General features: G+C 55.3%; 22 protein-coding genes and 1 pseudogene. 7 read left to right on the plus strand and 16 right to left on the minus strand.

Translation table 11 applies throughout. The annotated features are described in order from the left end of the window. Positions 1-975: a tripartite tricarboxylate transporter substrate binding protein gene (locus CAP48_RS17965; RefSeq protein ID WP_100699251.1), complete on the minus strand. Its 975-nt coding sequence runs from the start codon at positions 973-975 to the stop codon at positions 1-3. A 396-nt stretch (positions 976-1,371) separates the two neighbouring features. Here CAP48_RS17965 and CAP48_RS17970 point away from each other — a divergent pair. Further along, positions 1,372-2,447, plus strand: a protein-coding gene (locus tag CAP48_RS17970) for an IS3 family transposase (RefSeq protein ID WP_369806375.1) whose coding sequence is annotated in 2 segments (ribosomal slippage) — positions 1,372-1,621 and positions 1,621-2,447 — 1,077 coding nt in all. Because the reading frame shifts where the segments join, the coding sequence is not laid out codon by codon here. 123 nt (positions 2,448-2,570) lie between these two features. Here CAP48_RS17970 and CAP48_RS17975 read toward each other — a convergent pair. Beyond that, entirely contained in the window at positions 2,571-3,332 is a 762-nt protein-coding gene (locus CAP48_RS17975; RefSeq protein WP_100699252.1) for an SDR family NAD(P)-dependent oxidoreductase, read from the minus strand. Positions 3,333-3,593: 261 nt separating this feature from the next. Here CAP48_RS17975 and CAP48_RS17980 point away from each other — a divergent pair, with 261 nt between their 5' ends. Continuing rightward, the gene (locus tag CAP48_RS17980) at positions 3,594-4,193 is read left to right on the plus strand and encodes a TetR/AcrR family transcriptional regulator (RefSeq protein WP_100699253.1); all 600 of its coding nucleotides are present in this window, start codon (positions 3,594-3,596) and stop codon (positions 4,191-4,193) included. A 205-nt stretch (positions 4,194-4,398) separates the two neighbouring features. Next, positions 4,399-4,620, plus strand: a pseudogene (locus CAP48_RS17985) (DUF1697 domain-containing protein); the annotation flags it as partial. A gap of 219 nt (positions 4,621-4,839) precedes the next feature. Here the strand turns inward: CAP48_RS17985 and CAP48_RS17990 are convergent. The 7 genes from CAP48_RS17990 to CAP48_RS18020 form a co-directional block, all read right to left on the minus strand. Then, positions 4,840-5,709, minus strand: a complete 870-nt coding sequence (locus CAP48_RS17990) for an AraC family transcriptional regulator (RefSeq protein WP_100699254.1) — start codon at positions 5,707-5,709, stop codon at positions 4,840-4,842. Positions 5,710-5,810: 101 nt separating this feature from the next. Next, positions 5,811-7,130, minus strand: coding sequence for a benzoate/H(+) symporter BenE family transporter (locus tag CAP48_RS17995; protein ID WP_100699255.1), 1,320 nt, complete (start codon positions 7,128-7,130; stop codon positions 5,811-5,813). 86 nt (positions 7,131-7,216) lie between these two features. Further along, entirely contained in the window at positions 7,217-8,023 is an 807-nt protein-coding gene (locus CAP48_RS18000) for an enoyl-CoA hydratase/isomerase family protein (protein WP_100699256.1), read from the minus strand. A 21-nt stretch (positions 8,024-8,044) separates the two neighbouring features. Then, positions 8,045-9,598 (minus strand): AMP-binding protein, encoded by a 1,554-nt coding sequence (locus tag CAP48_RS18005; RefSeq protein WP_100699257.1) that lies wholly within the window; start codon positions 9,596-9,598, stop codon positions 8,045-8,047. Beyond that, positions 9,591-10,103 carry a (2Fe-2S)-binding protein gene (locus CAP48_RS18010; protein WP_100699258.1) on the minus strand — a complete coding sequence of 171 codons (513 nt, stop codon included), beginning with the start codon at positions 10,101-10,103 and terminating at the stop codon, positions 9,591-9,593. Before CAP48_RS18010 ends, CAP48_RS18005 begins: the two co-directional genes overlap by 8 nt. Before the next feature lie 2 nt (positions 10,104-10,105). Further along, positions 10,106-10,945, minus strand: coding sequence for a xanthine dehydrogenase family protein subunit M (locus CAP48_RS18015; protein WP_100699259.1), 840 nt, complete (start codon positions 10,943-10,945; stop codon positions 10,106-10,108). Continuing rightward, positions 10,942-13,947 (minus strand): molybdopterin cofactor-binding domain-containing protein, encoded by a 3,006-nt coding sequence (locus CAP48_RS18020; protein ID WP_100699260.1) that lies wholly within the window; start codon positions 13,945-13,947, stop codon positions 10,942-10,944. Before CAP48_RS18020 ends, CAP48_RS18015 begins: the two co-directional genes overlap by 4 nt. A gap of 483 nt (positions 13,948-14,430) precedes the next feature. Between CAP48_RS18020 and CAP48_RS18030 the strand changes: the two genes are divergently transcribed. Beyond that, on the plus strand, positions 14,431-15,021 hold the full coding sequence (locus CAP48_RS18030; RefSeq protein WP_100699262.1) for a DUF4202 domain-containing protein: 591 nt from the start codon (positions 14,431-14,433) through the stop codon (positions 15,019-15,021). On the opposite strand, the gene CAP48_RS18035 is transcribed toward CAP48_RS18030, so the two are convergent. The 4 genes from CAP48_RS18035 to CAP48_RS18050 all read right to left on the minus strand — a co-directional run bounded on the left by CAP48_RS18035 (position 14,996) and on the right by CAP48_RS18050 (position 19,182). Further along, positions 14,996-16,147, minus strand: a complete 1,152-nt coding sequence (locus CAP48_RS18035; protein WP_100699263.1) for a CaiB/BaiF CoA-transferase family protein — start codon at positions 16,145-16,147, stop codon at positions 14,996-14,998. The genes CAP48_RS18030 and CAP48_RS18035 overlap by 26 nt on opposite strands. A 22-nt stretch (positions 16,148-16,169) precedes the next feature. Next, entirely contained in the window at positions 16,170-16,979 is an 810-nt protein-coding gene (locus tag CAP48_RS18040) for a citryl-CoA lyase (RefSeq protein WP_100699264.1), read from the minus strand. A gap of 129 nt (positions 16,980-17,108) precedes the next feature. Next, the gene (locus tag CAP48_RS18045; RefSeq protein WP_100699265.1) at positions 17,109-18,173 is read right to left on the minus strand and encodes a maleylacetate reductase; all 1,065 of its coding nucleotides are present in this window, start codon (positions 18,171-18,173) and stop codon (positions 17,109-17,111) included. A 4-nt stretch (positions 18,174-18,177) separates the two neighbouring features. Beyond that, on the minus strand, positions 18,178-19,182 hold the full coding sequence (locus CAP48_RS18050) for a tripartite tricarboxylate transporter substrate binding protein (RefSeq protein ID WP_100699266.1): 1,005 nt from the start codon (positions 19,180-19,182) through the stop codon (positions 18,178-18,180). 145 nt (positions 19,183-19,327) lie between these two features. On the opposite strand from CAP48_RS18050, the gene CAP48_RS18055 reads away from it, so the two are divergent. Together CAP48_RS18055 and CAP48_RS18060 are read left to right on the plus strand one after the other, a co-directional pair. Further along, the gene (locus CAP48_RS18055) at positions 19,328-20,239 is read left to right on the plus strand and encodes a LysR substrate-binding domain-containing protein (RefSeq protein ID WP_100699267.1); all 912 of its coding nucleotides are present in this window, start codon (positions 19,328-19,330) and stop codon (positions 20,237-20,239) included. A 121-nt stretch (positions 20,240-20,360) separates the two neighbouring features. Continuing rightward, the gene (locus CAP48_RS18060; protein WP_100699268.1) at positions 20,361-20,546 is read left to right on the plus strand and encodes a type II toxin-antitoxin system ParD family antitoxin; all 186 of its coding nucleotides are present in this window, start codon (positions 20,361-20,363) and stop codon (positions 20,544-20,546) included. Here the strand turns inward: CAP48_RS18060 and CAP48_RS18065 are convergent. From CAP48_RS18065 to CAP48_RS18075, 3 genes are read right to left on the minus strand one after another with little or no spacing between them, the layout of a single operon-like run. Further along, positions 20,524-22,038 carry a fumarate hydratase gene (locus tag CAP48_RS18065; protein ID WP_100699269.1) on the minus strand — a complete coding sequence of 505 codons (1,515 nt, stop codon included), beginning with the start codon at positions 22,036-22,038 and terminating at the stop codon, positions 20,524-20,526. The two genes, CAP48_RS18060 and CAP48_RS18065, sit on opposite strands and share 23 nt — an antisense overlap. A gap of 3 nt (positions 22,039-22,041) precedes the next feature. Beyond that, on the minus strand, positions 22,042-23,016 hold the full coding sequence (locus CAP48_RS18070) for a tripartite tricarboxylate transporter substrate binding protein (RefSeq protein WP_100699270.1): 975 nt from the start codon (positions 23,014-23,016) through the stop codon (positions 22,042-22,044). A 20-nt stretch (positions 23,017-23,036) separates the two neighbouring features. Then, positions 23,037-24,398, minus strand: a complete 1,362-nt coding sequence (locus CAP48_RS18075) for an adenylosuccinate lyase family protein (protein WP_100699271.1) — start codon at positions 24,396-24,398, stop codon at positions 23,037-23,039. A gap of 110 nt (positions 24,399-24,508) precedes the next feature. On the opposite strand from CAP48_RS18075, the gene CAP48_RS18080 reads away from it, so the two are divergent. Beyond that, on the plus strand, positions 24,509-25,249 hold the full coding sequence (locus CAP48_RS18080; RefSeq protein WP_100699272.1) for a GntR family transcriptional regulator: 741 nt from the start codon (positions 24,509-24,511) through the stop codon (positions 25,247-25,249). Positions 25,250-25,624: the final 375 nt, after the last annotated feature.

The following is a 25,624-nucleotide window of genomic DNA, read 5'->3' on the forward strand; positions in this document are numbered from 1 at the left end:
TTAAGGCGCGATACCGTGTTTGCGGGAAAACTCGGTCCATTGCTCGGTATCGCTACGCATTTCCTCCTTGAACGTCTCGCCGGTCTCAACATTAAGATCAAAGCCGTTGCGAGCCAACTGGCTTCTTATTTCACTGTCGTTATTCAAATCGTGCATCGCTTTGTCCAGCGCGGCCGTCACGTCCTGCGGTAATCCTTTTGGGCCCAGCAAGGCATACCAAACGGAAACACGATAGCCGGGTGCGACATCAGCAACGGTAGGCACGCCTGGCAGCAATGGGCTGGCCTGCCCTTCGGCTACGGCAAGAATTTTCAATTTTCCGCTATCAACATACGGTTTGACCAAACCCAATGAAGAAAACACAACATCCGTTTCAGCGGACGCAGTCGACAGCGCCGCCTTGGATCCTCCTTTGTAAGGCACATGCAGCAACCTGATTCCCGCCAATTGTTCAAACAGCGCACCGCTCAGGTGATTGAATGATCCGTTTCCGGCGGAGGCGTAGGTCAGACCTTCCGGCTGTTTTTTTGCAGCATCGATCAGCTCGCCTGCTGAGGAAACCGGCAATTCTGATCTGACGGCTAGCACGTTCGTGATAAAACCCAGGCGTGCAATTGGCGTAAAATCATCGATAGGCTGGAAAGGCCCTTTCAGGCCGATGGCGGGCTGCAAGATATGAGTGCTCATCGAGCCTAGTACCAGCGTGTAGCCATCCGGCGCCGAACGCGCCACCTGTTGCGTTCCAATATTGCCGGATGCCCCCGGTTTGTTTTCGACAACGAAGGACTGGCCCGTATATTTCCCGAGACGTTCGGCTACCAGCCGCCCCAGCATATCGGCAGAACCGCCTGCCTCCCACGGCACAACAATTTTCACCGGTTTTTCCGGATAGGCGGCATAGCTCGCGGCCGACATGCAAACAGTGGCACATGTGGCCAATATAAGCGTGGCAATATTCAAACAGCGCTTTGACATAACGTCCCTCTCATATGAACAGATTTTGTCCCATCATATGGCCACCTCGGCGTTTACTGCTACGGAATCCTTGCGACGTTCCGTGCGGCGGAATCAAAATATGAGAGGTATACTGCGCTATTGATGCGAAAAGCAGCCATGCTACGCGACGATTTGCCGCCCTTTTCCACTGCGCGTGAGAACAATTGCCAGCCGTCCAGGAGTCAACACCGGCTAAATCGAACCTCACGCGATAACACCCGCGTCCGCTCGCAGTGATACCTGGGTTTTATGGTATTAATCGTAAGGGCGCCCAAGTTTCGAAACAAAACGCCGGCCGTGGGACTGTAACTACCCCGTAAAATAATACAGATTACTCGTAGAATTTCTTTTAAGCTAAACGAAAGGAGTTTGACGATGAGCAAACGAAAGACTGAAAGCCAAATTGTGGCGATTTTGAAAGAAGCTGAAGTTGGTATGCCGATCAAAGACCTCTGCCGTAAGTATGGCATCGGCAATTCAACGTTTTATAAGTGGCGCGAAAAATACGGCGGTATGGAAGCATCCGATGTGCGCCGTTTAAAAGAGCTTGAAGAAGAAAACCGTCGGCTCAAACAAATGTATGCGGATTTGAGCCTAAAATCGCAGATGCAAGAAGATATTATAAAAAAGCTTTAGCACCTGTGGCAGAACGAAAAGTTTGGGCACGTGAGCTACAGGTGCAGTATAACGCGAGCGTTGTAACCTGCTGTAATGCGGTTGGCATCAGCCGTACCGCTTATTATTACGAACCTAAGTTAACCGATGACACTGCAATCATTGATGCACTCAATGCGTTGATTGAAAAACATCATCGCTGGGGTTTTCCTAAGTGCTTCAAACGTCTTCGCAAGCTAGGCCACCGCTGGAACCACAAACGAGTGTATCGTGTTTATACTGAGTTAAAACTGAACCTACGGCGCAAAGGAAAGCGACGCTTGCCTAACCGCAACCCTGAGCCTTTGGTTGCGCCTAGTGCGCTGGGTAAGTGCTGGTCAATGGACTTTATGAGCGACAGCTTGCACAACAAAGTCCGGTTTCGGACATTCAATGTTATTGATGATTTTAACCGTGAAATACTCGGCATTGATATCGCGACCAGTATGCCATCGTTGCGTGTAATACGTTATCTGGACCAACTGGCTGAATGGCACGGTTACCCTGAGAAAATTCGCGTTGATAACGGCAGTGAATTTACCTCAGAAGTCTTCACCAGCTGGGCAAAAGTGCATGGCATTATGATTGATTACATCAAACCTGGTTGCCCTTACCAGAACGCATACATTGAGCGATTTAACCGAACGTATCGTGATGATGTACTGGATTTATATATTTTCAACAACCTGAATGAGGTAAAGCAAATAACCGAAAACTGGATTGAGTTATATAACACTGAACGACCACACGACTCACTGAATGACATGACGCCGTTAGAGTACCGAAATGCGGCATAAATTCTCTACGAGATGACTGTGTTATAAATGGGGTATTTACAGGACCTCCCCGCGGCCGGCGTTTTTGTCGCCTGCCACCGTTATGCCAGCAGGCGTGCTTTATCCAATATTTAATATCAAATATCAGATCCCCAGACCCCCGGAGATGCTCAGCGTCTCGCCGGTAATATAGCCTGCAGAAGGCCCGGCAAGAAAGCAGACTGTTTCGGCCACCTCTTCCAGGGTCGCAATGCGCCGGATCGGATGCAAGTCCAGAATGGCCTCGCGCGTTGGCAGTTCACTAGCGACTTCGGCAGCCATATCAGTTGGCATAATGCCTGGCTGGACAACATTCACGGTAATGTTGCGCGATCCCAGATCACGCGCAATACCCTTCGCATAACCGACTAACGCCGCTTTGGTTCCGGCATAGTCTGCCACTGAAGCAAAGGGTGTGCTGGTGCCAAGCCGTGAACCGATGAAGATAATCCGACCTCCATCGGACAGTTTTGACGCGGCGGCGCGCGTATTGGCGATCGTGCCCATGACATTGACCTGCCATTGCTGATTGTAGTTTTCTGCATCCAGCGCAGGATCGTCCACCAACTGGCCCTGGATGGCGATGCCGGCATTGTTCACAAGAATGTCCAGCCTGCCTAATGCCGCTATCACGCCGTCAATCAGCGGCTGAGCGGATTTCAGTTCGGACTGGTCGCTCTGGATGGCAATGGCGCGCACGCCCTTGGCCTTTAATGCTTCCACGACGGCTGCCGCCTTGTCGGCCGAAGTCGCGTAGCTGATCGCCACGTCTGCGCCACGATCGGCAAACGCATGTGCCAGTGCGACGCCAAGTCCGCGTGAGCCGCCGGTAATAAGAACGGTTTTGCCGTTGAGGTCTTTGTGCATGGTAATTCCTTTTTTGAAAAATGGACCGGTGGGTCCGGGGGTACGTTAATGGACTGATAAGTCCTGGGTTTACGTTCAGTGGGCTGATAAGCCCTGATTTACGTTATGTGGACCAATAAGGGATGATGCAAGCCGGCGTTTCGGCTTGAACCACCCATCCAGAATCCATATCGTAATGATCATTACGATAACGGACGGTATGATATACTGTCAAGCACTTTCGTAATGCTTGTTATGTTTAAGAAAAAAGGATCAACTTCAATGGGACGCCGTCGTCAGTTTGATGTAGACAAAGCACTTGATGCCGTACTCTGTGTCTTTTGGCGTAAGGGGTATGAAGGCGCATCGTATACAGACCTTACCGAAGCCGCCGGTGTGGAGCGCCCTGCGCTGTACTCTGCGTTCGGCAATAAAGAAGCCCTCTTTCGCCGGGCGCTGCAGCGCTATTACGAGCAGCATCAGCGCTTTATTCCAGAAGCGCTCGCAAAGCCCACCGCAAGGGAAGTTGCGGCGCACCTGCTGTTTGGCTCGGTCGAGCTGACTACGAGCAGTCCTGAGCATATGGGGTGCTTTCTCGTCAATGGCGTCATGGCCGGATCTGACCAAGCCGAGCCGCTGCGACAAGCATTGATAGAAGCCCGCGCAGCCGGCGAAGCCAAACTTCGTGAGCGTTTCGAGCGGGCAAAGGCAGAAGGTGATTTGCCCAAAACCGCCAAACCCGAAGCCCTTGCGGCATTTCTGATGGCTGTGCTCCATGGTATGGCGGTGCAAGCCAAAGCAGGATTTAGCCGCGACATGCTGCAAGCGGTTGCCGAACAGGCGCTATTGAGCTGGCCTGTCCGCAACGCCAAACGTTCCTGATAGTGATCGGAGATTGAAGTGCGGCAACGCTATTTATTGGTCTACGATTACGAGGAACGCACAAAAAAAATCGCTCATAAACAAGCGTTAATGCATTTTTGTAATGTACTGCCGGCATGCACAGACAGCATGCATAGAAAGGAAAGAAAACACCGACCGAATACACTGACAAAATGCACAGACAGACCCGGAAAAAGGAGACAGGATGCCAAACTATGTTGCATTATTGCGCGCCGTGAGCGCTGGCGGAACCTGCAAACTGCCGATGGCCGAATTGAAAGCCATGTGTATCGCCGAGGGATTCGAAGCGGTCCAAACGTATATCGCCAGCGGTAATGTCGTTTTTTCTACCGAACTATCGGAAGTCCAGGTAAAGGCGGCGCTTGAAAAGCGGCTGCAAACCTATGCCGACAAGCCCGTTGCTGTACCGCTGGCTGAAGCGCATGGCCCGGCGATTACATTTGCCATATCATCCCGAAAATACGATGTAATCGGTTGCCCAGGTCCAACCAGGCCTGCAACCACGCATGCCGTTTCGGTCATCTCAATGCCCGGAGACCGCGCTATCAACTGGCCAATACAACCCTCAGGATTACCCACCTTTCCAAGTTCAAAGATGTCCCGGATGCTGCCGGTTCGGTTACGCCTACAGCAGCGAATCGATACCGTCATCCATCAAATCGACCACGCGCCGGTATTCTCCGGGTGTAATCCCCAGATGCTGACGAAAAAAACGAGTGAAATGCCCCGGTGCCGAAAACCCGACATTATAGGAAATATCGCCGATTCGCATGTCCGGCTTGCAAAGCTCTGCGATCGCAGATTCCACCTTTAGCGCATTGGCGTACACGGCTGGCGTCAAATTGGTGCAGCGGCGGAACAGTTCGAAGAAATGGGCGCGAGACAACCCGCTTTCGGCCGCCAACTCCGTAAAGTTCTCGCCATAATCCAGGTTCTCGCGCATTCTGGCCACGGCGCGTCGAATGCGTGGATCCATTGTATTGGATCGCAGGCTGGAAAATAACTGCGAAGAATCGCGAAGGGATGAGTGACGCTCGGCGGTTGCCATGAACAGGTCGAAAATCCTGCCCTCAAGGATGTCAGATGCAATTTCCTGGGATACCAGCATCTCGGCGGCCAGCGAATTGACCAGCAGCCGCGCGCCAGCAGGTAGTGCGGCACAGGGCTTGGGAAAAAACTGTGGGTGCCCACTCACGGTGAGCGAGCGCAGCACCTTGCTCAGCCAGGCGGTTTCAAGATACAGCGCCATCAGGATGCATCGCCCCTCGCCGCTGGGCGTATGCTCATAAGCATGGGGCTCCCAGGCATTGATGAGCACAACACTGTCTTTTGTAAGCGGCTGGCTTCGTCCCTTGACCAGAAACGAACTGTCGACCCCGCTTATCTTGATCAGGGCGTGGCAATGATGGTGGGCATGAATGACCAGCGGTTTGCTCATATCGAGCAACGATACGCGGCCAAAGGCGCCTTGAAATATTTTAATCGCCGTTGACATGGTACCCAAATGAGAACACCCGCCCGCGCGGGAGGCGACAGACTCAGTAAGCCTGTCGCACAATATTTGTTAATTATATCAACAATTTGGCGATTAAACGGCTAGGCTGCGCCTCGCTCGCCGGACACCTTGGGCAGTTTTTTGGAACCAGATCCGGGCTCATTACTTTTTTCCAATGTGAGCCTGTCTGCCAGCACAGAGGCGAGCACACCGAATACCAGCGCCCAGAATGGTGCGCTGATACCAAGCAGGTTGAGCGAACTCATGCCAACAACAAAAGCCACAAAAGCGCCAACCTGATTACCCAGCTTTGGCCCGAATGCTCCCTGCAACGAGCTGAGCAGCACGCCAATCATTGCCAGGCCGGCAACGACGCCGATCAGGGGTTTGGGCAACGCCATGACAAAAGGAACCGCAAGACCTGCTACCAGGCCAAACGCGCCGAACAGAACACCATTGACAATCGTGGCTCCGTAGCGTTTGTCCTTGTCCTCTCCGGCCTGTTCAGAAGCACAAATCGCCGTCATGGGCCCGGCAATATTGGCGTTATGTCCACCCATCATGCCGGCAACAATGCCGCCAATACCGCTGATAACTGTCATGGTATTGATAGGCGGTTTGTAACCTTCGGCCATGAGTACGCCGATGGACTGCGCATTTTCGGCGCCGATCACCAAGGCGGCCAGTGGCACGGCAATGCCAAAGAATGCCCCTACGCTAAATACGGGAGCAGTGAACTGGGGCATGACAAAGGCCAGATCCGTTGTGCCGGTCTGCAGTCCCCCTGTGGCCACGGTAATAATCAGTCCGACAACCAGTGCGGCCAGCACCGGCGGAACACGACGCGTCAGTCGCCCAGTCAAAAAGAAAGCAAGCGCAGCCAGCCCTGCAATCAATGGTGCCGCGCTCACTGCTTCCACTGCACCAATTCCAAAACGTATCATTGCGCCGGCAATCATCGCCATCACAATTGGCATGGGCACCCAGCGCATGATACGTCCGATCACACCCGTGACACCAAGAATGAGCACCAGCACGCCGGCCATGATAAAGGCACCCACCGCTTCCTGATATGAAAAGGAGGCGAAGGCGGCAGCCATGATCGCGGCGCCCGGGATAGAGTATGCCCCGGTAATCGGCATACGGTAGCGCATGCCCATAAAAATACTGATGATGCCGCCCAGCAAATAGATGGCCAGCAACCATGCAACGGTCTGACCGTTGCTCAACTGTCCAGCCTGGGCTGCTCCGATCACGATCAACGCGGGGCCGGAGCAACCAAAAATGGCGGCGACCAGGCCTGCACTTATCGAATTGAGATTCAACGCGGCAGGCAAGCCTCTTAATCCTGCAATCCACCCCGGTGCGACCGGATCTTTGTGAGCTTCCTTGCGCTCAACCGCAGATTGTCTTGTATCCATACTTGTCTCCTGAAAGGCTCGATATTGATCGAGCCTTTTGTTGTAACCGGCATGCCCGTGCCTTGCCGGCCGGCGTGCCGGATGTTTTATTTGCCCGTGAAATTGGCCTTACGCTTGCCGTGGAACGCTTCCACCCCTTCACGGAAGTCCTCTGAACTGCGCAAGCGGCTATAGCAATGACCTTCCAGTTCGATGGCGGTCGTCAGCGAAGCGTCCTCGCTGTCATTCAGTAATTTTTTGGCGGTGCGTTGTGCGAGCGGGGAAAACTTCAACAGTTCTGCCACCAATTTGTCAGTCGCCGCTTCAAGCTGATCATCCTGTACACACTCCAGCGCCAGCCCCCAGTCATACGCCTGCGGACCGGGGATGCGGCGTGAACGCATGACGATGTCCTTGGTGCGACCGATACCCACCATTTTTTGCAACCGGGCCGAGCCGCCGGAGCCTGGGATTTGCCCCAGTTTTTGCTCTGGCAGCGCATATTGCGTTGTCGTAGTCACGATACGAAAATCGCAGGCCAGCGAAATTTCAAACCCCACCCCGAAACAATAGCCGCGGTTGGCCGCGATCACCGGTTTGGAGCAACGCTCAGGCGAGGCAATATTCCAGGCCAGCTTGGAGACATGCTCGGGCGAGGCATCCAGAAAACCGCGAATATCGCCGCCGCTGGAAAAATGCTCGCCCTCCGAGCGCAAAACAATGACACGCACATCATCATTGGCGTCCAGAGCTTCGAAAACCAGACGCAATTGCTCGCGCTGCGGCATGGAAATGATATTAAATGGTGGTCGCTGCAGCACAATGTCTGCACGCTGTCCGGCCGGATCGATATCGACCCGGAAGCCATCCAGTTGCTCCAGCAGGTCGTGCGCAGGGTGTTTAATTTGAGTCATTCGGTAATCCTTATTTAAATTTCAATTAGTCAGATCGATGGCAGGCGTGCAATCGGTATCGGCTTCATACTCACCGGACACTAACTTGCGACGCAGAATTTTTCCAACGGGGGATTTGGGTAAGGCGGCCACAAAAACGTATTCGCGCGGCCGCTTAAAGTTGGCCAGGTCAGTGGACCGGCAGTACCGGTCAAGCTCCTGCGCGTCCACTTTTGCCTGACGTTTGACGAATGCAACCACCCGGTGGCCCCATCGTTCATCCTTGACGCCGGCCACGGCAACTTCATCGACCGCAGGGTGCAGGGAAATCACAGATTCGATATCCACCGGCGAGATGTTTTCTCCACCACTGATAATCATGTCGTCCACACGTCCGCTAACGAACAGTTCGCCATCGGGATCGTAATAGCCAATATCACCAGTGAAATACCAGTGGCCGATCAGTGATTTTTCGTTGGCGTCCGGCCGATTCCAGTATCCTTCGAACGCCTCGTCGCCATCCAGATGGGCAATGATCTGCCCCTCTTCCATGGCTTGAACCCGTTCCTCCGGATTGCTGCTGCCAAGCCTGATGACACGCAAACGGCAATTGATGGCCGCGCGACCGCAGGAGCCAGCCTTGAGCCGCGCATTCTGGGTAATTGCCATGGTGTAGACTTCAGAACTGCCATAGTGATTCACAAACAGATCGGGAGCAAACGCCTTGTCGATGCGACGCAATAGCGCTTCGGACATTGGCGCACCGGCAAATCCTAGCTTGCGTACGCGACTGACGTCAGTAGCAGAAAATTGGGGATGCGACAGCATATCGTGATAGAGCGTGGGCACCAGGTACAGGTTGGTCACGCCTTCAGCTTCAATCAGCGACAGCGCCTGGGCCACATCGAATTTGGGCATGCACACGAAACTCCCGTCAATGAGCGCCATGGAGAGCAAAGAGCGCACGCCCATGGTGTGATAAAGCGGCATGACGCCCAGGGTACATTCCCCATAGGCGTACAGGTTCTGTGCAACGTGAGCCACAGCCGCGGCGCGCTCGTGCCGATGCCTGCGCGGCACCCCCTTGGGCTTGCCCGTGGTGCCCGAGGTATAAAGCATGAGCGAGACGTCTTGCGCACTGGCGCGCGATGTGCCTTCGATCGGCGTGGCCGCCAGCAACTGTTCGAACCGCAGGCTGCCAGGCGCACCCTGACCAACGGCGATCGCACCGATCGTCGACATGGCCTTGGCGCCTCGCACCGCCTCGATGCAGGAATCGTCGTAGATGATCAATTTGGCGGTTGAGTCGACAATACAGTAATCGATCTCGTCAGCCTTGGACCGCCAGTTCAGCGGCGTTACGATCGCGCCAAGCAACTGGCAGGCCCAGTGCACGGTCGCCATCTCCCAGCGATTCTGCATCACCACCAGCAGATGATCACCGTGTCCAAGCCCCTGTTTCTCCAGACCGCCCGCAACAGCCTTGATCGTTTCAAACCATTGCGCATAAGTCAGCCGCTTTCCCTCGGCCACCAGGGCCAGCGCGTTCGGGTTGCGTTCAACACTTTGGATAAAAGTGCTTCCCAGATCAAGCATGTGAAGTCTCCGATTTTTCAGTTTTCAATTGGTTAGCCACATCAAGGATGGCCTCTACTATCGGTGTATATCCGGTGCACCGGCACAGGTGCCCGGACAGCATGTCGCGAACCTGCTCTTCGGTCGGGTCGGCAAGCCGCTCAAGGAAATCGACACAGGACATAAGAATGCCGGCTGTGCAAAAGCCGCATTGCAAAGCGTGGTGTTTCTTGAAAGCCTGCTGCAGAGCACCAAGCGTGCCGTCGTGGTTGCCCAGGCCCTCGACCGTGCGCAGATCGCAACCGTCCACCTGGCGGGCCAGGCACAGGCAGGACCGCGTGGCAACGCCATCAATCTGTACCGTGCATGCGCCGCAGACACCGTGCTCACAGCCTACATGGGTGCCAGTGGCCCCCAATTCGTGCCGGATGAAATCAGACAGCAGCATGCGGCTTTCTGCGTGACCAGTACGGGCGACACCGTTGACCGTAACGTTAATGGGATGCCTGGTACGTTGTTCCGACATAACTAGTCCTTGTTTTTTTCACAGCGGGAAAGCGCCGTTTCGATTGTGTGCTGCCCCAGCTCGCGCACCAGGTGACGCCGGTATGCTGCCGAAGCATGCTGATCGTCCTGAGCATCCAGTTGCCAGGCCAGGTCATTCAATGTTTCCGTGAACGACGCCTGGTCATTGCGTGCCCATTGCACAACGACCGGCTTGTCGGCAACCCCGCCAATGCCCAGCCGTATCCTTTCCGGCCCCGCATCCACGGCGCATGCCACAATCGCGAAATCGCCACGGCGCAACGCAAATTCATCAAACGCGTAGCCATGTCCGGCCTTGGCCACCGGAAAGCGCACTTCGGTCACCAGTTCATCAGCCTTTCTGGCAGTGGTGAGCATGCCTTGCTGGTACTGCGCCGCATCCAGCTTGCGCGCGCCTTGCCGTGAGCGCAGCACAACCTGGCCGCCAAGGGTTGCAAGACACAAGGGCAGCTCTGCACTGGGGTCCGCGTGCGCAATAGAACCGGCAATGGTTCCCCGATTGCGGATTTGATAGTGAGAGATAAACGGGATCGCCTCTGCCAGCATGGGGACGGCCCGGGCCAGATCGGGCCAATATTGCAGTTGGGCCTGTGTGGTGCTGGCGCCAATACACAGCATGCCTTTTTCCTGACGGACGAACTTGAGTTCCTCACACCGCGATATATCCAACAGATAAGCAGGCTGGGCCAGCCGCATGTTCAGCAGGATGACAAGCGATTGTCCGCCAGCCAGTATGCGTGCGTTTTCTCCTGCCTCATGCAGCCATTGCACTGCCTCGGAAACCTTGTCAACGCGCTTGTATTCAAATGCCAGTGGCTTCATTTTTTAATCCTCAGAAACCGCAACACGCGGTGCCAGACGCCTTCCGAGCCGCTAGCGGTGTCCTGCCCCGATGCCTGACGGCCAAGCTGCTCGAATAGTTGACCCAGCACCATGCGGGCCGCGCCTTCGAGCATGCGCCCCCCCACAGCAGCAACCTTGCCCTGAACTTCGGCTTCATACTGGTATTTCATCAGCGTGCCTTGCTCATTGGCCTGCAGCACAATGTCGCCGCCGCCTTCTGCGCCACCAAGCGATGAGACGCCTTTACCCTGCAAATGGAGTGAATGCGGCCGGTCGATATTGGTCAGGGAGATCGTGGCTTCATAGCGCGCCTTGATCATCCCGATGCTGATCGTCACGTCGGCGCGGTATTGGTTTTCGCCGATGCGCTGCAGTTCCCGGCAGCCTGGAATCACCTTGGCCAGCGCTTGCGGATCCATCAGTACATCGAATACTTTGTCGGGCGAAGCAGGGATCTGCGTACTTCCCGATGCGGACAACGCGTGTCCGCGTCCGGTTTTTTTGGCCGGCTTATGCACTTGCACGTCGCCAGACGGTGCCGGATCGTCAAAGCCGATAAGATCGAGCACCCGGTTCGGGGTCAGCGGCAGGCGGATATCCGGCTGTCTGCCCAACGGGCTTAATGCATCAGCCACGGCGTTCGCAATACACACGGGCGTGCTCATATTGTTGCCTTCGCCCAGGCCCTTTGCGCCCAGCGGGGTGAACGGACTGGGCGTTTCCAGATGCACAATGACAGGATCGGGCACTTCGTAGCTTGTAGGCACGAGGTAATCAGCAAAGGTACCGGACTGAAACCCACCATCGTCGCCATAGCGAAATTCCTCAAGCAAGGCGGCTCCCAATCCCTGGGCAAACGCGCCCCGGATTTGTCCGTCTGCCATGGCGGGATTCAGGATTTTGCCTGCGTCGTGGGCGGTCACATATCGGTCAATCGTGACGCGCCCGGTCTTGCGGTCAATTTCGACCGCACAAATATCGAAGGCAAAACCATAGGCAGCCGACGTATTGACACGGTCGTCTTCAGTAGGCGCGCCCAACGACTCGGGCGTCCAGAACTCGGTCACCCTCATGCCAGGGGCCATCCCTTCAGGCAGCTCGGCAGGCGCCCAGTGAGCGCTGCTGGCCAGCCTTGCAAACGGTATTGCCTTGTCCGCCTGGCCCTTGCGAAACACTAACCCGTCTTCAAATGCCATGTCCGAAGCCTCGCCACCAAGCTGGTGGGCAGCCATGTCGGCCATTTTTGCCTTCAGCCGCGTTGCCGCCAGGTGAACCGTTCCAGCAACCGCGCCGGCAAACCGGCTGGAGTAGTTGCCGGCGGCAACCGACCAGGCATCCTTGTCCGTATCGAAATCCACATTGACGTGGATATCCTTCGGCTGCAGACCGAACACATCTGCCACTACCTGGGCGCATACCGTGACATGGCCTTGTCCTGCCGGAGAGGATGCAATAATCACTGTCACGCTGCCCAGTAAATCGATATTGACTGTCGCCGTTGCGATGCCGCCATTCTTGGGGCCTGCCTTGGCCCGCTGCTGCGGCGTCAGCGCAACCGTGATGTAGCCCATATTGGAAATCGACGGCTCGACAATGGCCGCATAGCCAATGCCATACAGTTTTCCCTGAGCGCGCGCCTGATCCCTTCGTTGCAATAGTTCTTCAAGTCCACCCTGTGCAATGGCCGCATCCATGGCTTGCTGATAATCGCCAGAATCAAGCAGTGCGCCTGCCGCTGCCCGATACGGAAATTGATCCGCCTGGATAAAATTGCGTCGGTAGACGTCCAGCGGATCCATCTTCAGATGCTGCGCAATCCGCTGCACCATGCGCTCAAGGGCAAAGTAAACCTGCGGGCCGCCGAATCCGCGCACCAGGCCCGAAGGCATCTTGTTCGTGACAACCACAAGGTTGCGCACCTGCAAGTCGGCGATACGGTAAGCCCCGGTCAATATGCCGTGCATGCGGTAAAAGGTGGCTGGCTCGGGCGCCCTCAGGTAGGCACCCACGTCGTCCATCTGGTCCAGGTCAAGCGCCCGAATCCTGCCATCACTGTCAAAAGCAGCCTTGATGGTGGCTTTTCGGCCGTTTGCCGCCGTTGCCGCGCTCAGATGTTCGAGCCGGTCCTCAACCCACTTGACTGGTGCGCCACCGGCCTTGCGGGAAGCCAGGCACATCAGAACCACCGCGGTAAACACAGCTTGCTTGACGCCAAAACTGCCGCCTGAGTCAGGTGCAGAACGATGCCGCAGACGATTGCCGGGCACCTGTAGCGCCAGCGACATGACCGCGTGCATGGAAAACGGTCCCATAAAGTTCGAACAGACGTCATATCCCGCCTCGCCCGCCAGGTGCTCGGCGATCACGACGCCGCATTCGATCGGCGTACAGGAGTTGCGCGGATATTCAATATTGAGCGACAGGGTATGCTCCGCCTCGCGAAAACGCGATTCCGGGTCCCCGTAAGTGAACTGGCGCTCATGAAGCACATTCGTGCCCACGGCTTCATGCAGTATTGCAGCGTCGTCTGACATGGCCCCGTCTATGCTGCTGACGGCCGGCAAGGCCTCAAATTCGATCTTAATACCGTCCAGGGCGTCCTCTGCCAGATAACGGTCTTCAGCAATGACAACTGCAATCGGCTCGCCAACGTAACGAACCTTGTCCATGGCCAGCGCCCACATTTCCATGGGCATTTTTACCCCATTGATGAACGGTCGCGACCATGCCCGCACATCGTCAGGCGTGAGCACCGCCCTGACGCCGGGCATTTTTTCCGCCTGCGAAACGTCAATGGATTTGATGCGTGCGTGAGGGTAGCTGGAGCGATACACCGCCGCATGCAGAGTGCCTGGCTTGACCGCCAGGTCGTCGCCGAAGCGACCCCTTCCGGTAAGTAGCGGAATGCTTTCAAACCGCTCGACCCTTTGGCCGACAAACTTGCTGGCGCCACTGACTGGCGCGCTTTCAACGGTGCCCATGCACTGCCTCCGAAAATACCGTGATTGGAGCCAGTGCAGGCAAACTGACGGATCGCTCAGATTATCCCGGGGTGTTGGCTCCTGTTCATTGTTCGTCTTTTTTTCTATTGACTTTTCTATCGGGCCAGCATGGCCAGAGATGAAAATGAACGTGTGACCGACAGTATAGGAATGGGGCATAGCAAAAGCTTTACCCGGCAGTCCGGTCAATTACCTTTGAGTCTGATTTTTTTATTCAAGTGAAATACACGGACAACGGGTGAACCGCCCTGCAGGGTATTGCGGGCTGGCGGCACAAGACGTGAGCGCTGGAAACGAAGTAACCGTTAAATTGGTGTCTCTGTATCGGCTATGGGACGCATTTGGCGTTACCAACGTGCAAGCGCTTGCCCAACGAGCACGGGCCGCAAGATGTCATAGCGTTATTTTCATCAATGTGGTCAAATTCATACTCATCGACACGCAACACGCTAAGATAAAACAATGACTTTTTCTTCCAGGCTGAAGCAGGCTTATAGCGCCTTTGATGCCGTCAACAAAACCGATCCCAACGCTTTCCACTGGCAGGAACAAGACTGGCCGCGCGAGTTATTCCTGGCCATCAAACTGACTGAATGGGTTCTGAAACTTGCCCCGAATGCGTCTGAACCCTTGCGATTGGCGGCGCGCTGCCAGCATATCGGCCGCTGGCAAATTCCCCGGCGTGAGTACCCGCAAGGACGTATTGGTTACCTGACCTGGCGCAAGGCGCTGGCCCGGCATCATGCTGACATGGCCGCGCGTATACTGGGCCAATTGGAATACGATGAGCAAACGATTGGGCGCGTACAGATGATTGTCCTCAAACGCGGCATCAAGCAGGATGCCGATGTTCAGGTCATGGAAAATGCGCTGTGTCTGGTCTTTCTCCAGTATCAGTTCGACTCGTTCCGGCTGGATAATGAAGAGAAGATCGTAGGTATCATTCGCAAGTCGTTGCTCAAGATGGATGATGCAGGCCGCCGGCAGGCACTGATGCTGGATTACAGTTCTGCCGGGCTGGCGGTGATTAACGAGGCGCTGTCGGGGTTGTAGGCAAAGCGCCCAGCACCTCTTCATTGTGCTCGCCCAGGACAGGTGGCGGTATCACCTCGGTGCTTCTTTGTCCATCAAACGAAACCGGCGGTCGCACCGTATGGAAGTCGCCCATGGTTTCGTGTCTGGCCGACACAAGAATTTGCAAATGCCGGGCCTGCGGGTCCTCCAGGGCCTCGCTGGTGTCGTACATGGGCGCATGCGGCACATCTTCCGATTCCAGGCGGCGACACCATTCGTTGCGTGAGTGCTTGGCAAATATCCCGCCCAGAATCTGGATCAATGCGTCCTGGTTCTGGATCCGTCCGTTGCGGTCACAAAAGCGCGGATCGTCAAATAGCAAGGGTTGTTCAATCGCTCTTGCCAGGCCTTGCCAGAATTTCTCGGGCGAGGACATATGCAGGGCAATCCATTTTTGATCTGCGCATTTCAAGACATAAGACTGGGAAACGCTCGGGCGACTGTACGGCCCCATGATTTCACCCGCCGAATAATAATGGGTAAAGGCATCCAGGTTGAAGTGGCTCATGGCCTCCAGCATAGACACCTCTACCTTGCGCCCCACGCCGGTACTATTGCGCTCATGCAGGGCACCCAGAATGCCGTATGCCGCGTAAAAGCCAGTAATGGAGTCGGCCAGCGCCGGGCCCACCACGCGCGGGTTTTCCGGGTTGATGAGCAATCCCAGGAAACCACTGGCCGCTTGCGCGACTGAATCGTAGGCCGGCCGCCCTGCAGCCGGACCGGTTGGTCCGAAACCACTGATTGAGCAGTAAATCAGTCCCGGATTGATTTTGCGCAGCCGCTCTTCGCCCACGTTAAGTCTTTCGGCCGCGCCCGGACGAAAGTTCTGAATATATACGTCTGCCGTACGGACCAACTTATCGAAGGCGGCCAGATCGTCAGCCTCCTTGGTATTGAGTGTGATACTGCGCTTGTTGCGATTGTATGTCTGAAAGTGTGGACTATACAGGCCGCCTTTGAAGGCACGAAACGGATCTCCCGTGCCTGGCTGCTCGATCTTGATGACATCTGCCCCAAGATCTCCCAAGAGCATGCCCGCTGCAGGACCCGTAATGAACGTGCCTTGCTCCAGGACACGAATGCCGTTAAGTACTTTGATCATGGTAAAACTCCATCAGGGTATGCTAGGCGTTATCGGGGGTAAAGCCCTCGGGCAACTGACCATCGTAAACGTAATTGCGTGTCGCCTGATACGACAAGGCAAAACCGATAGGTTTCTGGAACTCCTCTGTCAGATGGCCGATAAGACCTGCCGTACGAGCCAGAATCGGCACGCCTCGCAACGCGGTGATCGGAAAACCCACGCCCAGCAGGACGGCTGGAATGGCCGCAGATACATTGAGCATGAGGCGCTTTCCGACAACGTCTGGAATCACTTTTTCCACCGCATCGGCTATGTGCACATATGTCATATCAGCCCCGGCCCGCTCAGCCACAGCGAACAGCGCAGTCACACGCGGGTCGCGCGCTTTGTGCAGCGGGTGGCCGTAACCCGGGATGGCGCGCTTGTCGGCACGGTACTCGCCCACCACCTGCCTGGCTGCTTCAACATAGTCTTTGCTCTGGCCGGCACGAGTACGAATCTCTTCAAGAAAAATGCCGCTGGTTTCAGAAGCCCCGAGAATGACCGAGCCACAACCTAGAATTCCTGCCGCCACGGCGCCCTGCAAGGCGTCGGGTGCGGCGGCCAGTGTCATGCGACTGGCCTGAACGCTGGGGACCAGGCCATGTTCCGCAATGGCCACCAGGGTGGCATTTAACACTGCGGTTGCTGCCGCGGTTGGCGGCTGTCCCGTGACCAGCAAATGAAAATAGTCTGTGAAAGACATATTGCCGATCAGATCGACGGCAAGGTCTTTCCCCCTGACGACAATGGTCTCGGCGTTAGAGGTGCAGATGGCTGAATGGGGAATGGTTTCTTTACCGATTTTCATAAGGTTCCAATGAGAAGCATTCAGTCGGCTACGCATGCAGGCACGCGCTTGTCGCCGAATAAACGCATTGAACATATTAGGTTTTGCTAAAAGTTTTCATCGTCATCGATGTTTTAAGCACAGGGCATCTTAGGCGGGCCGCTGCCCTTCAAAAGCGGCTTGCAACAACGTGCGTATGCCATCGCGTTCAATCGGACGCGGGTTCCAATAGGGTGTGGCAATTGCGATATCGGCCGCCCTGTCCACATCGCTGTCACGCATCCCAATGTCTTGCAAACCCATCGGCGCACCCAGCGATTGAGCCAGATCGTATAAGGCGCCGGCAGCGCAAACGCCGTCCTGGCCCAGAGCGCGGGCAATCCGTTGCATGGCCTCTGGCGCGGCAGGCGCGTTATAGGCAATCGCGTGCGGCAAGACAATGGAGTGAGTCTGGGCATGCGGCAGATCAAAGCTGCCGGCCACGGTATGGCAAAGCTTGTGATGCAAAGCCATGCCTGCGCCGGCAAGCGCCATGCCACAAAGCCAGGCGCCATACAGGCATTGGCTCCTTGCGGCAAGCGAGCTGGTGTTCGGGCTCAGTTGCCGCAAGCCGCTGGCCATGGCGCGTATACCCTCTTCTGCCATTAATGCCAGCACCGGGTTTCCGTCCTTGGCATACAATCCTTCCGCAGCATGGGCAATGGCGTTCATGCCGCTGACGACAGAGACAGCAAAAGGCAGTTTCAAGGTCAGCGATGGGTCATAGATGACGGTGCGCGGCAAGGCTCGCGGACCTTTACCGGTTTTTTTGATGCCGTTCTCGGTGATGCCATAGATGCTGGTCATCTCCGAGCCTGAATAGGTGCTCGGCACTGCCAGGATGGGTAAACCATTTTCAACGGCCAGCGCCTTGGCCAATCCTATCGTGGAACCACCGCCGATTGCCACAATACAGTCGGCCTGCATTGTGCGCGCTGCATCTTGCGCATCGCGTACCGCAGCAACGGGCACATGCATGACTGCCTGATCAAAGATGCCAGCGGCGCACTCACCCAGGGCATCAACCGCCCGTTGAGCCAACGTCCGCTGGCGCGCCGTGCAAAGCACCAGCACTTTGCGCGCGCCAAGCAGGCCGGCTTCAGCTTTCAGCACGGTCCAGGCATCGCTGCCAAATACCACTCGTGCCTGTTGGGCGGTGTATAGAAACGTATGCATCACGTCAGTTGACCTTTGCACCCGATTTTTTTACCAGTTCAGCCCACTTTTCAATTTCGGCCGCTTCGAAACCGGCCAGATCCCGGACAGATTCACCGCCTGGCTCTACGCCCTGGTTCTTGAGCTTGGCAGCCAGATCGGGATCGGCCAGCGCCACGTCAGCCGCCTTTTTCAACTTGGCCATGACAGGCTCGGGCGTGCCTGCCGGCGCGTACATCATGAACCACGCAACCAGATCGAATTCGCTATCGGTCTGCTCTGCAATAGAGGGCACGTCAGGCGCTGCGATACTGCGCTGGCTGCTGGATACGCCAATAGCCCGCAGCTTGCCTGCCTTCACATGGGGCAATACCGCGGCGGGGTGGTAAAACATGAACTGCACTTGCCCGGACATTACGTCCTGTAAAGCCATGCTGCCTTCCTTGTAAGGCACATGCAGCATGGTGCCGCCCAACCGGTCTTTCAGCAGATCACCGGCGAGATGCCCCGACGTGCCGCTGCCAGCAGACGAGAACGTGATGCCTGGCTCCGTGGCCGCTGCTTCGCCCAGGTCCTTGACCGTGTGATAGGCAGAGCTGCCGCTTACCACCAGAAACGTCGGCGTTTGTCCCACAAAAGCAATGGGCTCGAAATCTGTCTCGGGATCATAACCACGTTTTGAGTACAGTTCCTTGTTGATCGCATGCGTGCCGACCGTACCCATGACGATCGTATAGCCATCGGGCGCGCTTCGGCTTACCTGCGCGGTCCCGATCGTTCCGCCTGCGCCAGCCTTGTTCTCGATAATGATCGGTTGCCCAAGGACTTTGGACATTCTGTCCGAAAGCAGCCTGGCAATCGTGTCGGTCGTCGTGCCCGCGCCGAACGGTACGATCATGCGCACCGCTTTGGCGGGATATTCCGCAGTCTGAGCCGAGGCCGCCGCGCACAACAATGGCGCACAAACCAGCGCGGCAAGCAGGCCTCGCGCAGCGCGACCAAAGTGTGCATCTTTAAGAGCATTCATCATTGTCTCGTCCTGTGTAGTGCTTTTTGCACTGTATTGGTTGTTGGTATATGAATTACTACACGGGCAAGTCTAGCCGACCTGGTGAAAAGATAGAAATGATTGTTTTCGTCTGATATGATCGACAGTATCGATAATTGGAATAGTCATGGAACTCAGACACTTACGATATTTCCTTGCCCTGGCCAGCTCGCTGAACTTTACGCGCGCGGCTGAACGGGTCCATGTCACCCAGTCCACCCTGTCACACCAAATCCGCCAGTTAGAGGAAGAAATCGGCCAGCATTTGTTCGATCGCAGTAGCAAGCGCGTGGCACTGACCGAGGCCGGTGAATCATTCCTGATCTACGCTGCCCGCGCCCTGACGGTCATTGACCAGGGCCTGAGCGAGTTAAAGCAAACGGTTGTCCCCATGACCGGTACAGTGCGCATAGGTACAACCCATACGTTCAATCTGGGATTTTTGCCAGACTGCATCGCCCTGTTTCTGAAGCACAATCCAACGGTCAAGATCATTATTGAAGAATTGTCGGGAGACGCCATCACACAAGGCCTGAAGGCAGAGGAACTTGATGTAGGAATCGCCTATCGCCCTGAACAGCAAAAGGAGATACGCTTTGAGCCATTATTTAACGAGGAACTGGCCCTGGTCGTAGCCAAGACGCATCCACTGGCCAAACGCAAGCGTCTGCGCATTGCCGAGCTGCATCGGGAATCGCTGGTGTTATTGCCATCCAGCTTTTCAACGCGCCGACTGCTTGATGAATGCTTCAACGCTGCTGGTGCCAAGCCCAACATCATTGCCGAAATGAATACCATCCCGGCCATGCTGGGCCTGGTTATGCGCGATCATGTGGGCTTTATCGCCGCTCCTAGCGCTGTGACCGAACATAATAAACCCCTGCGCGTCATTCCACTAGAAGGGCCTACACCAATCCGAACCCATGGTCTGCTGTTTATGGACAGCCACGTTCAGACCCGGGCCAGCATGGCACTGATTGCCCTGATTCGCAAGCAGACCAAGGCCAAAGCCAGCGAACTGGGGGCCACGCCAGCGTAATCAGCAGTATCGCTAAGGCGCCCATCGTCAGACGATGGGCCCGCATGGCAAAACCAGGCTATTGCCCGGCGTCGATTGCACCAATATAGTACCCACTATTATCTATTGTTATGAATGACTTATGTCAACAAGCATTGCTTTGAGTACGCACTTTGAAGTATTCATACGCCAACAGGTAGAGTCGGGCCGTTATAACAACGCCCGCGAAGTCGTGCGCGCCGGTTTGCGCGTGCTAGAAGATCAGGAACGCCTCAACCAGGCCAAACTTGCCGGGCTTCGCCAGCCTATCGCCACTGGCGTGCAATAATCGGCACCACTCCCTTATGTATATAATCGCCCGTGCTATCTATCGCAACCGTCACCGGAAAGTTGCGGACTTCAAACTCATAAATGGCTTCCATGCCAAGGTCCTCGAAAGCAACAACACGAGCGTGTGTAATTGTTTTGGCGATCAGGTACGCGGCGCCGCCTACCGCGCTCAGATAAGCGGTTCCTGTCTTTTTGATTACATCAATGGCATGCCGGCTACGTTCGGCCTTGCCGATGGAAATGAGCAGCCCTGCCTTGTCGATGAAATCTTCCAGATAGGCGTCCATGCGATTGGACGTCGTCGGCCCGGCCGGCCCCACCACTTCATCGCCGGTGGCATCTACCGGACCCACATAGTAAATAGCACGCCCGCTCAATGACACAGGCAGCGGTTGATTGTGATGCAACATATTCGCAATACGTTTATGTGCCGCATCGCGCGCTGTCAGCATTTTGCCCGATAGCAGCAGCATGTCCCCTGCTTTCCAGCTTCTTACCTCTTCTTTGGTCAGCGTATCCAGATTCACGGCAATGGATTCGGCCACATTGATCGTATCCGGAATATCCTCCCACAGACTGTCATCATGAACTGGCAGGCGGGCCGATCCACTCCCATCTAATTCAAACGTCATATAGCGGGTGGCTGCGCAATTGGGAACGATGGCAACGGGCAGCATGGCCGCATGACACGGCGCATGTCGCAGCTTGATATCCAGCACGGTGGACTTGCCGCCAAGGCCCTGGGCACCGATATTCAATTCGTTATTGATACGGTGGTACAGTGACAGCCGCAAGCGTTCGTAATCATCAAGAGTGCTCTTGTGCTTCAGTTGCTGAATATCAATGGGCTGATGCAGCGACTCCTTTGCCATTTGCATGGCCTGCTCCGGGCTGCCGCCCAGGCCAATGCCTAGGACGCCGGGCGGGCACCAGCCCGCGCCCAGTTTCGGCATTTGTTTCATCACCCATTCCTCGACGGATTCGTTCGGATTCAACATGGCAAACCGGGCCTTGACGTCGCCCCCGCCCCCTTTGGCGCTCACGGTGACACGCAAGGCGTCGCCTCTGCACATGGTGATATGCAACACCGCTGGCGCATTATTTCCTGTATTTTTGCGCGCACCCAGCGGTTCTCCGACCGTGGTTGCCCGCAATGGATTGTCTGCGTGCGTATAGGCTGCAATAACAGCATTGTCGGCCACTTCCTGCAAGGATGGCATGGGCTGCACGTCGGATGAAAAACGCACCTCCATACCGATTTGCAGGAACACATGCGCAATACCCGTATCCTGGCAGATTGGACGCCTGGCCGACGCGCTCAGCTTGCTATTGATCAGAATTTGCAGGATGGCGTTTTTGGCATATCGGTTGTCCTCTTCAATATAGGCGTGTTTCAGCGCATGAACGTAGTCAGGCGGATGATGATGGCTGACATATTGCAATGCACTGGCAATGCTTTTCTCCAGGTCTTCCAGGCGTATGACGTTCATATTTCACTGAGGCTCGATGCCGGCCTGCTTGATAACGTCGGCCCATTTGCCGATTTCCGACTGGGTGAATTCCTGGAACGCATCCGGCGCGTAGTTTTTCTCTGGCAACAAAAATATTCCCTGTTGTTCCATCTTGTCGGTGAAGGCTTTGTTTTGCATAACTTTCTGATAAGCCTTATAGGTGGTATCAATCATGGCACGTGGTGTTCCCTTTGGAGCATAAATACCATACCAGGTGGATGCCTCCAGGCCGGGCATGGTGCCTGAAATCGTCGGCACATCGGGAAACTGCGACATGGTTTGCGATGCCGTCAAAGCCAGTGCCCGAATCTTGTCGCCTTTGGTCTGGGGCAAGGCAGTATTGGTTTGATCGAACATGGCGTCAACCTGACCACCCATTACATCGTTCAGCGCCGGGCCAGCGCCTTTATAGGAAACCTGCGTGATTTTGATTTTTGCCTTGGCGGCAAACAACTCCGCCACCAGGTGAGAACTGGAGCCAACGCCTGCGTTGCCAAAATTGATCTTGTCCGGGTTTGCCTTGGCAAACTCGATCATCTCGTCCACGGTCTTGTATTGCGAATCCGCGCCCACCAACAGCACCAGTGGCGTATCGGGAAAGCGAAACACCGCGTCAAAATCCTTAATAGGATCGTACTTCATTGTTTTGTACAATGAAGGGGCGGCGGCCATATAACCAAAATGCCCCACCAGAAACGTGTAGCCGTCAGGTTTGGCGTTCGAGGCCTTCGCTGCACCAATTTGCCCGCCGGCCCCACCGACGTTCTCAATAACAATGGGCTGCTTCAACTCTTTCGAAACTTCTGCGGCAACCATCCGCGCCATACCATCGGTCGGTCCGCCTGCGGCAAAGGGAACGATCCAGGTTACCGCCCGCTCTGGGTAAGACTGGGCAAAAGATGGGTTGCTGCAAATTAGTGCTGCCACACTTGTGATAAATAGATGAGTCGTTTTCATAACAGGTTCCTTATTGGCGTTCAGATACGTGCTGAAGCATTCAGGGCATGAGCGACCATTTCTGGTGCCTGTCCCAGGTAATTGGCCGGATCGGTCAAGGCGTGGATCTGCTCGTCGGATAGGTGTTGTGTGACGGCCGGTGTTTGCATGAGTACTTCGGCCAGCGTCTGGCTACCGCTGTTGACCCTAAGGCAGGCGTCGTAGACAACCTCATGGGCCTGGTGTTTTCCTAGATGGGCAGCCAATGCCATCATGACGGACTCGGCCACAATCAGGCCTTTGGAAATACCCAGGTTCTTCTGCATTTGCGCGGCATCCACTTCCAGACCGCCCAGCGCAAAACGTGCCTGGGCCAGCCCGCTTGCCGTAAGCAGAAAGCTTTCGGGAATGGCGATCCACTCGGCATGCCAGGGGCCGGTCGCCCGCTCGAAATCCTGAATCATCGCATCGAGCATCAGCCCGGCATGCTGTCGCACGCCCTTGGCGCAGGCCAGCATAATTTCACTTGAAATTGGATTCCGCTTTTGCGGCATGGTGCTGCTTGCCCCGCGTCCTTTAACGAAGGGCTCATACACTTCGGCATACTCGGTCGATGCCATCAGCATGATATCCAGCGCAATTTTGCCCAGGGAGCCGGTCACCAGCGCGAGAAAATTAAGGGCTTCTGCGAAATTGTCTCGTGCAACATGCCAGGTGGTCACCGGAATGCCCAGCCCAAGTTCGCGCATCATTTCTGCCTGTACTTGCAACCCCATGTCGCCCAGCGAGGCCAGCGTGCCTGCTGCCCCGGCAAGCTGGCCAACCTCCACACGCGGCTTCAGTTCGCGCAAGCGTTGCTCATGCCGATCAAACATGCCAAGCCAGATGGCGCATTTGTAGCCGAACGTAATGGGAAGCGCCTGTTGCAGATGCGTGCGCCCTGCCATCGGCGTGTCTTTGTAAGTAGAAGCCAGCTCCTGAAGGATTGTTCGAAGTGCACGAATATCCGACTCAACCAGAGCCAGCGCCTCTTTGATTTGCAATGCGTTGGCGGTGTCCATAATGTCCTGGGTGGTTGCCCCCCAATGGAGGTACTTACCCGCTTCTTCGCATTGCTCGGCAAGCTGCGTCACCAGCGGCAAAATGGGATAGCCTACGTTTTCCGTTTCGTGTTTAAGCCGCTCAAAATCGAGCTGCTCAAACTTTATTCGACTTTCGATGTCGGCCGCGGCCGTTGCCGGAATCACATTCAGGCGTGATTGCGCCTTTGCCAGGGCTATTTCAACCGCAATGTATTTGCGAATAAGACTGGCATCAGAAAATACGTTGCGCATGGCTGGCGTACCAAACGTATCGCGAAACAGCAGGGAGTCAAAAACAGTGGAGGCAGAAGCAGACAACATAAGAGGTTATTTCCATTATGTACGAACATATTAATATAATATATTATGTACGTACATATTAAATATCGGTAATAACCCTCACTCGCTCAATTGCCCGTATAATTTCGAGCATGAAAAAACTGACGAAATACAACGAAATCGCGCTCAGCCTGAAAGAGGACATCGTCTCCGGCAAGTACGGAATCGGCAGCCTGTTGCCAACAGAATTTGAGTTATCGGCCATGCACAGCGCAAGCCGGCAGACCATCAGATCTGCCATTGCGGAACTGGCGCGCCAGGGGTTTGTCAGTCGTACAAAAAAACTGGGCACACGCGTAGAATCTGCGATGCCGCAAAACATGTACTTGCATCGGCTCGATTCCATCAACGATCTGGTGCAGTTCAGCAACGAGAACAAAAAAGCGGTGCAAGGGATGGAACAGGTTGTACTGGACAAACAACTGGCTGCGGATCTGGGACTCGAACCCGGCCTGCATGCCCTGAAAATATCAACAATGCGATATGGCAAGGCCGGTGATAAATTGCCAATTGGCTGGACCGATATTTATGTCGTGCTGGCCGGCCTGGATTTATCTTTACTGGCTGAGAGGATCAAGGAAAAACCAGACGTTCTGGTCAGCGCAATATTGGAGGAAGAGTTCAACGTTACGCTCAAGGCCGTGAGTCAGGAAATTGATTCCATCCTTTTGCCGGCAGAGCTGGAGACCGTCCTGCAGACCCCCTCTCCTGCTCCGGCCTTGAAAGTGATCCGGCGGTATATCGATAGCCATGACGACGTTGTGCAGATCAGTATTACTTTACATCCCAGCGGCCGATTCTCTTTGCTGCTGGATGCAAAGCGGGAGATGTAGGGCGCTCTTCACACGAACGCACTTACCGTGAACATGGCACAATCGAATAACACGCACATTAGTGCGCGAAATGGCAAACCAGAGAAGCTCAGCCACGCTCTGCGACGGGTCGATTCTGAATAGAGAAGCGTAATTGACATGGCCAGGCAACAAGCACCTGAGCGCCTGTCGTTCAACCTGCCTGTGCAGTCTTTGCAAATATTGCAAAAGTCATATCCGGCACCCTGCATTGTTTGCTCTGCCTGTCCTGCCTACAATCGGGCCATGACTTGCTTGCGACGGTACCGCAGCAAGCTACTATATAATCGTATTTAATATAGAAATAGAACCAGGAGACATCGAACATGCGTCTAATTGATGCGGATACACCTGAGA

Source organism: Advenella sp. S44 (genome assembly GCF_002810445.1).
Taxonomy (GTDB): domain Bacteria; phylum Pseudomonadota; class Gammaproteobacteria; order Burkholderiales; family Burkholderiaceae_B; genus Advenella.